The organism is Candidatus Cryosericum odellii, assembly GCF_003570935.1.
In the GTDB taxonomy this organism is placed as follows: Bacteria; Caldisericota; Caldisericia; order Cryosericales; family Cryosericaceae; genus Cryosericum; species Cryosericum odellii.
Map to the genome: position 1 here is coordinate 1 of NZ_QXIU01000134.1, position 8,399 is coordinate 8,399.

7 protein-coding genes are annotated in these 8,399 nt (G+C 56.3%); 5 read left to right on the top strand and 2 right to left on the bottom strand.

Annotated elements, in window-relative coordinates; all coding sequences use genetic code 11:
* Both dnaK and SMC5_RS05595 read right to left on the bottom strand, forming a co-directional pair.
* Positions 1 to 1,559, bottom strand: a 1,559-nt coding sequence (gene dnaK / locus SMC5_RS05590; protein ID WP_119119929.1) for a molecular chaperone DnaK, incomplete at its 3' end; no start/stop codon positions are given.
* Positions 1,560 to 1,602: 43 nt separating this feature from the next.
* Complete coding sequence (locus SMC5_RS05595; protein WP_119119930.1) at positions 1,603 to 2,247, bottom strand: nucleotide exchange factor GrpE; 645 nt, start codon at positions 2,245 to 2,247, stop codon at positions 1,603 to 1,605.
* A 206-nt stretch (positions 2,248 to 2,453) separates the two neighbouring features.
* Between SMC5_RS05595 and deoC the strand changes: the two genes are divergently transcribed.
* The 5 genes from deoC to SMC5_RS05620 all read left to right on the top strand — a co-directional run.
* The gene (gene deoC / locus SMC5_RS05600) at positions 2,454 to 3,128 is read left to right on the top strand and encodes a deoxyribose-phosphate aldolase (protein ID WP_119119931.1); all 675 of its coding nucleotides are present in this window, start codon (positions 2,454 to 2,456) and stop codon (positions 3,126 to 3,128) included.
* 6 nt (positions 3,129 to 3,134) lie between these two features.
* Entirely contained in the window at positions 3,135 to 3,917 is a 783-nt protein-coding gene (recO, locus tag SMC5_RS05605; RefSeq protein ID WP_119119932.1) for a DNA repair protein RecO, read from the top strand.
* The gene (locus SMC5_RS05610) at positions 3,907 to 4,755 is read left to right on the top strand and encodes a glycine--tRNA ligase subunit alpha (RefSeq protein WP_119119933.1); all 849 of its coding nucleotides are present in this window, start codon (positions 3,907 to 3,909) and stop codon (positions 4,753 to 4,755) included. Before recO ends, SMC5_RS05610 begins: the two co-directional genes overlap by 11 nt.
* Entirely contained in the window at positions 4,748 to 6,823 is a 2,076-nt protein-coding gene (gene glyS, locus SMC5_RS05615; protein WP_119119934.1) for a glycine--tRNA ligase subunit beta, read from the top strand. The genes SMC5_RS05610 and glyS overlap by 8 nt, the downstream gene beginning before the upstream one ends.
* 17 nt (positions 6,824 to 6,840) lie before the next feature.
* The coding region (locus SMC5_RS05620; protein ID WP_119119935.1) for a pyruvate, phosphate dikinase at positions 6,841 to 8,399 on the top strand (1,559 nt) is incomplete at its 3' end.

Genomic DNA, 8,399 nt, shown 5'->3' on the forward strand with positions numbered 1-8,399 from the left:
ACCTGATCCGCGCGGTTCTTGAGATCGACTTCTTCCTTGACTCTCTTATCCTGGTCAGCGAACTGTTCCGCTTCGCGTTTCATCCGCTCGATCTCGTCATCCTTCAGTTTCGTTGCATTCTCAATGGTAATGTGCTGTTCCTTGCCAGTAGCCTTGTCCTTGGCAGTAACGTGCACGATACCGTTTGCATCGATGTCATAGCTGACCTCGATCTGTGGTTCGCCACGACGCGCAGGAGCAATTCCGTCGAGGATGAAGCGTCCCAGCGACATGTTGTCTTTTGCCATCGGGCGCTCGCCCTGCAGGACATGGATCTCGACCTGTGTCTGACTGTCACTCGCTGTGGTAAAGGTCTGGGTTTTGGAGATAGGCACGGCAGTATTGCGCTTGATCATCTCCGTAACGACACCACCGAGCGTTTCGATGCCGAGTGTGAGCGGAGTGACGTCAACCAGGACCATCCCACTTTTAACTTCGCCGCCCATGATTCCACCCTGGATCGCAGCACCCATGGCAACGCACTCCATGGGATCGACGCCGCGCTCCGGAGTCTTGCCAAAATAACTCTCAACAAACTTCTGAACAATTGGCATCCTGGTCGGACCACCGACAAGGATGATATTGTCGATCTGTTGTGGGGTGAGACCGGCATCAGCGACAGCACGGTTGACCGGCTCACGGCACCTGTCGATGATGGGCTGGACCAGAGACTCGAGCTTGGCACGGGTAATGGGCATGACCAAGTGCTTTGGACCACTCGCATCTGCAGTGATGAAGGGCAAGTTGATAGTCGTCTCGAAGGTCGTCGAGAGTTCGACCTTGGCCTTTTCCACGCCCTCACGAAGGCGCTGCATCGCCATCTTGTCGACACGCAGATCGATACCGTTCTGGCTATGGAAGTCTTCGGCAACGTAGTTCAGAAGAGCATTGTCCATATCCGTTCCGCCGAGCTGCGTGTCGCCCGACGTCGACTTCACAGTGAAAACGTTTCCTCCGAACTCCATGATAGTCACGTCCAGCGTACCGCCACCAAGGTCGAAGACCAGGATCTTGTGCTCGCCCTCCGTCTTGTCGAGTCCGTAGGCAAATGCCGCGGCAGTCGGCTCATTGATGAGGCGAACAACCTCGAGTCCGGCGATTTCGCCTGCATCCTTGGTCGCTTGACGCTGTGCGTCGTTGAAATATGCGGGTACGGTAATGACCGCCTTGGATACCTTCTGCCCAAGGAAAGCTTCCGCGTCATTCTTGATCTTGCGAAGGATGAACCCACTGATCTGCTGTGGCGTGTACGTCTTGCCAAACATCGTCACCGTGTAGTCGGTCCCCATCTTTCGCTTGATGGCCTGAATCGTCGTTTCGGGGTTCAGAGCTGCCTGGCGGCGCGCCGGTTCTCCAACGAGCACCTGCCCATCTTTGGTAAACGCGACGTAGGACGGAACAGCCTTTCCTCCAATGCTGACACCTTCTGCCGCCGGCACGATCGTCGGCTTGCCGCCGACCATGACAGCTGCTGCAGAATTCGAAGTTCCAAGATCTATACCAATAATCTTCTCTTCCATGTTCGACAAACCTCCTTAGTTAGAATACTTCTCAACAACCTGATCAGTCTTCGCCAGCGTCACTGCTTTCAACGGTTACCTGCGGTTCCGAGGCGACATCCACCATAGCCGGCCGCAGCAACATCTCTCCTAGTTTGTAGCCATCACGCAGGACTCTTACCACGGTATTGGCTGGCGCACCAGAATCGGTAACGACACGGGCAATTTCGCACGTTGCGGAATCATAGACACCGCCCTCCAGCCCCTCCAGCTTGTGGACTCCATTCCTGGCGAGAAACTGGTTTAGTTGCCCGAGAACGGCCTGAGAACCTACGAGGAGGCTCGAATCGTCCTGAGTCCCTTCACCATGCTTCACGAGATGGTCGAAACTATCGACGATTGCAAGTAGATCAAGAAACAGCGCCAACTTGGTCCTGGCTTCAAAGGAACTCTTGTCACGCTGAAGCGTCGCCTGTTCGCGGATGCGCAGCATCTGCTCCTCATGAACGGCGCTGTTGAGACGCTCTACTTCGTGCTGCAACTCCCGTATTCTGGACCCAAGCGTTCTCAATGCCTGCCCTCCATCACCATCCTCATGGTCGGGAGCTGAATCCAAGGGCACCTCGGGGACCGACTGAACACACTCGGACTCATCCTTCTCTGCACCTCGCTCCTCACCAGCCATATACCACCTGCTTCGGTTCATCATGTGTAGGCTCTCCGGTTAATTGTCACCATATGGGCTGCATGCAGCCTTGAATTCTCTGGATGTTAGCACTCTCAGTACAAGACTGCTAATCGTGCAATAATTGTAGTGCAAAGTATAGTGGTGTCAAGCTTTCAGTCACCGCAAACCGTTGATTTCTGGCGCAGTAACGCGATAATATAAAGGATTCAAATACTCGGAGGCAATCAATGTATACCGATCAGATTACGAGGAAGGAACTTGCTGGATTGATGGATCACACTCTCCTCAGGCCCGAGGCAACTTGCGCCGATATCGAGCGACTGTGTGCCGAAGCCATACAGCTCGGAACGGTGGCGGTATGTATCAACTCGTCCATGGTTGAGACCGCCTCTGCCGCCCTGAATGGGTCTAACGTGCGCGTGGCATCCGTCGTGGGCTTTCCGCTTGGCGCATCTCTGTCAGCTGCCAAGGCGCGGGAGACAGAGCTGGCCATCCACCAGGGAGCGTCGGAGATCGACACGGTCATCCAGATCGGATGGCTCAAGGAAAAAAACTACCGCGGAGTTGCACAGGACATCGGAGCGGTTGTCGCATCGGCTGGAGATGCTCTCGTAAAGGTCATTATCGAGACATGCCTGCTTACCGATGAGGAGAAACGGGTGGCATGTGCCATCGCCGTCTCGGCCGGAGCAGGGTTTGTCAAGACGAGCACCGGCTTCAGCAAGGCAGGCGCTACAGAAGACGACGTCAGGCTGATGCGCGAGGTCGTGGGACCTCTCATCGGCGTGAAGGCCGCAGGAGGTATCCGCGATCTTCACACTGCCATCGCTATGCTCAATGCTGGGGCAACCCGCCTCGGAGTTTCTGCGTCTGCCGCCATTCTTGCGGAGGCACAGCAGTAGCACTCAATGGTCTATCACTGGACACTCGCCTCCATTCTCAATGCTTCGAGGGTAGGAGAGAAGGACAAGCGGTTGGTGCTCTTCTCCAGAGAACTGGGCAAAGTCACGGCTGTTGCTCGAGGGGCAGCAGCCCCAGATGCGAAATGGTCAACTTCGTTCGAACCTTTCTCGCTCCTTTACCTCCGCCTGTACGACCGCTCCCACTTCCTGACTGTGGTCAGTTCGGAGGAACGAGTGGTCTATACCGGTGTTCTATCGTCTCTGTCGAGATCGCTGAAAGGCATGGCAATGAACCAGCTGACAGAATGCGTTCTTGAGCCATCCTCGGTGGAACCGGGCTTGTTTGCCGCGTACATTACGGCTCTGTCGAAGCTCAACATCTCGGCGAATGCCGCCGAGGAGGACAGAGCCTTCCTGCAGTTCACCCTTGATGTCCTCACTGAACTCGGTTTCGGTATCAGTTCTCTGCATTGTGAACGCTGCGGAGCGGCACTAGACAAGAATGTACACTTCTCCATGAGAGATAATGCCTTTCATTGTTTCCCCTGCGCGACAGCTGAAACAGATGTTGTCCTCTCTCCGGGGCTCGTCAGGTTCCTTCGGACCGGAGAAGGCAGCATCGATGCGCGTCGTACGCTCATGGGTATTGCACTGACGCTGCGACTGCTGAGGTCTGCTGCCAGCAAACTGGCCGTCACACAAGCCTTCGAGCCGTTCGCGCAGAACGCTGCTACACTGTTTCACATCAACACAAGAGAAGAACCCAAGGAGTCATGCCATGAACTTTGAAGAAATGGTTTCCAAGCTGGAGCGCTTCTGGGAAGACGAAGGTTGCACACGTCTGTTCCCGTATGATCAGGAGGTAGGGGCGGGTACGCTGAGCCCTTATACATTCCTGCGAGTCCTGGGGCGCAAACCTTGGAAAGCCGTCTACGTACAACCATCGCGACGTCCAGCAGACGGTCGATACGGCGAGAACCCGAACCGTCTTTACATGCATCACCAGTTGCAGGTCATCGTCAAGCCTCCCACCACTGACATTCAGGACACGTACCTGCGAAGCCTCTACCTGCTCGGTCTCAAGCCGGCCGAACACGACATCCGGTTCGTCGAGGACAACTGGGAGACGCCAGTACTTGGGGCTGCGGGTGTCGGCTGGGAAGTCTGGCTCGACGGCATGGAAGTAACGCAATTCACGTACTTCCAGCAGGCAGGCGGCCAGGAAGTCCCCGTTGTGGCAGTCGAGATAACGTACGGTCTCGAACGACTCGCCATGTTCGTTCAGGAGAAGAAGAACGTCTATGAACTGGAATGGCACGACGGCGTCACCTATGGAGACTTGCGACAGCAGGCCGAGCGGGAAAACAGTATCTACTCGTTTGAGCAAGCCGACATCGAGGCGCTTGTCACGATGTTCGACCTCTGCGAAAAGGAGTCTCAGCGCATGATCGACAAGAAACTCATCACTCCTGCCTACGAGTACCTCCTGAAATGCTCACATACGTTCAACATCCTTGACGCCCGTGGCACCGTCGGCGTTTCTCAGCGTATGGCCTATCTTACCCGCGTACGCCGTCTCGCGTACGGTTGCGCGAACCTCTACCTGGAGAACGAAAACCATGAGTGACCTGCTGATCGAGATCTTGACTGAGGAATTTCCGGCACGTTTCGTGGACGCTGCTCAGGCGCAACTGGTCGAACATGTCACGGCGCATCTCGACGAGTCCTTCATCGTGCATGGAGATGTCCGTGGCTTCTCCACGCCACGGCGGCTTGTTGTGCTAACTCACAACGTCAAGGAGCAGACGGACACCCGAACCACGGAAGTAAAAGGACCAGCCGAGGCGTCGAGCTATGACGCTCAGGGAAACCCTACGCCGGCTCTGCTCGGCTTCTGCAGAGGGCAGGGCGTGGATCCTGCCGACACCTACGCCGTGGACGTCGCCGACAAGTCATACATTTACGCCCGGAAAACGGTTGCGGGACAGAAGTCCTCTGAGCTCGTCGAAGCCTTTCTCCCTCGCCTGCCCCACGAAATCACGTTCCCCAAGATGATGCACTGGGAGGAGTCTGGGTTCCAGTTTGCGCGCCCCATTCGCGGATTGCTCGCGCTACTCGGCGTCGAAGTTCTTCACTGGGAAGTAGCCGGAGTACAGAGCTCGAACACGACCTTTGGCCTCCGCGTTGGCAAGCCGAAACCAATAACGGTGACGTCACCGGAAGATTATATACGGCGGCTACGCGAAGCATTCGTCATCGTCGACCCCGCCGAACGCCGCCGCCTGATCGAAAAACAGGCAGACAAGCTGCTGAAGCCTCTTGGCTTCAAGCTCGGAGAGAATATGGGCGATCTTCTGGATGAGGTTGTGAACCTCGTTGAATACCCGTCCGTCTTCCTGGGAGACCTCCCGAAAACGGCTACCGAGCTCCCTGAAAGCGTCGTCCGTTCTGTGCTCCAGCAACAGATGCATTCCTTCCTGGTGTACGACCAGAACGAAAATGTCGTTCCACACTTCCTGAGCGTTCGCAACGGCCTTACCGACTTCATCGATATCGTGCGACGAGGCAATGAGAGCGTCGCCAATGCCCGTCTTCTGGATGCAGCCTTCTTTATCCAGGAAGACATGCGAGAGCCTCTGGAGACATATGTGGGCCGACTGGATACTCTGATCTTTATGGACAAACTTGGCACCATGGCCACCAAAACTCTGCGGCTCGAGCGACTGGCAACCAGTGCGACCATGTACACTGCGGTGACGCCCGAAGAGGAAGCAACGCTCGTCGCTGCAGCCCACCTCTCCAAAGCAGATCTTGCGACCAGTATGGTGAAGGAGTACACATCGCTCCAGGGAGAGATCGGCAGCGTCTATCTCTCGCGTGCCGGCGGTTCGCCAGAGATTGTATCCGCCATCCGTGAGCAGTACGTGCCTCGTTCTCCTTCCGAAGACATTCCAGCAACGAGGGTTGGGCGACTGCTCGGAATCATCGACAAGGTCGACACGCTCACGGGCATCTTTGGCACTGGTTTCAACCCTTCCGGGTCAGAAGACCCCTACGGCCTCCGGCGTGCCGGCAACGGTATCGTCCGCACAATCGTCGAGTCACGCGAGTCTGTAGACCTGGAAACTCTTGTGAAGAAAGCGGTCGAAGGATATCAGACTACTGGATCCCTGCCACATCCTGAAGACCTGCAGCAGAGAGTCATGGACTACCTGAAAGGACGTATTATCCAGTATTTCAAGGAGAAACAGCTGACCAGGGAATACGCCCCGCTTGAAAATCTCCCAGTCGTCGAACTGGGTTCCATTCCCGAACGCATGCAGGCGCTGCATGAAGCGGCCGGCGACGCCGTACTCGTGACCCTTGCGGACAGTCATCGCAGGATACAGAACATCACCAAGGGGCTTCCTGCTGCGACGAGCCTTCCTGCAGACTTGCTGTTGACGGATCCCGAGGAACTCGTGCTCAGAGGTGCGGCCGAGGCGGCTGCACCGCGAATACTTCAGTTCTTGGCAGCGCGGAAATATCCAGAGGCCATCCGGACATGTGAGGAACTCGCCGTTCCCGTCACGACTTTCTTTGACCACATCCTCGTCATGGCCACCGACGAATGCGTGCGAAGCGCACGTTTATTGCTTTTGTGCTACCTCAAGTATATACTTGGGCTTGTTTGCGACTATTCCAAGCTAACCTAGGCCTGACAGGAGGAACTATGGACCAGCGGAAGTTTGTCTACGATTTCGAAGAAGGCAGCAAGGAAATGAAGACCATCCTCGGAGGAAAAGGGGCGGGCCTTGCAGAGATGACAAAAATCGGGCTTCCCGTACCTCCCGGTTTCACGATTTCGACGGAGATGTGCCCTGAGTACCTCAAGGTCGGCGATATCCCTGAGGCTCTGAGGAATGAGATCAGAGAACATCTTGCCAGACTGGAAGGCAAGCTTGGCAAGAAGTTTGGCTCAGCGGAGAACCCGCTGCTCGTGTCCGTCCGCTCAGGTGCAGCAGTCTCGATGCCAGGCATGATGGACACAATCCTCAACCTCGGACTCAGCATCGAGACCGTTGAAGGCCTTGCGGCACTGACTGGAAACCCGCGCTTCGCCTGGGACTCCTACCGCAGATTCACGCAGATGTATGGTAACGTCGTGCTGGGTATCGAGCACAACAGCTTCGAGACCATATTTGCAGAGCAGAAGCAGCTTCAGGGGGTCACACTGGATACTGACCTGTCCGTCGACAGCCTGAAGGCCCTGGTCCAGAAGTACTTCGCGCTTGTCCAGGAAAAGACTGGCAAGCCCTTCCCGCAGGACCCGATGGACCAGTTGCTCGGGGCAGTGGGTGCCGTATTCCGCTCATGGAATACCGAGCGAGCCATCACCTACCGCAAGATCGAGAAAATCGACAGTCTCATTGGTACGGCCGTCACGGTTCAGTCCATGGTCTTCGGCAACATGGGCAACGACTCGGCAACGGGCGTCTGTTTCACCCGTGACAATTCCACCGGAGCCAAGCGCTTCTCGGGCGAGTATCTTGTCAACGCCCAGGGCGAAGACGTCGTCGCCGGCATTCGCACGCCAAAGAACATCGACGAAATGGAGACCGAGATACCCGAAACGTACAAGCGCCTCGTCGAAGTATCGCTTCTTCTCGAGAAGCACTATCGTGACATGCAGGACATGGAGTTTACGGTCGAACGTGGCAAACTGTTCATGCTGCAGACTCGCAATGCCAAACGGAGCCCGGTCGCAGCCGTCAAGGTCGCAGTCGACATGGTCGTCGAGGGTCTCCTCACAAAGGAAGAAGCGGTCATGCGGGTGACTCCCACACAGCTCGACACCCTGTTGCATCCACAGGTAGACCCGCAGGCCAAGGTCCAGGTCATTGCTAGGGCAATCCCTGCTTCCCCAGGTGCCGGGTATGGAAAAGTCATCTTCGAGTCAAAGAAGGCTGCCGAGCTTGGAGAAGCTGGAGAGAAGGTTGTTCTTGTTCGTCAGGACACGTCTCCCGAGGACATCGATGGTATCTCCAAGGCTCAGGCGACACTGACGACACGTGGTGGCGCGTCGGCGCATGCAGCGCTTGTAGCGCGTGGTCTGGGCAAGCCGTGCGTAGTTGGCGCCGACCAGATAAAACTCAACGGTGTTGAGAAAACGTTCGTGGCAAATGGTGTGACCGTCCACGAAGGCGACGTCATTACGGTGAACGGCACCACTGGCGAAGTCATCCTGGGCCAAGCCCCCATGGTGGATGCCGAGCAGACGGCCGAACTTGC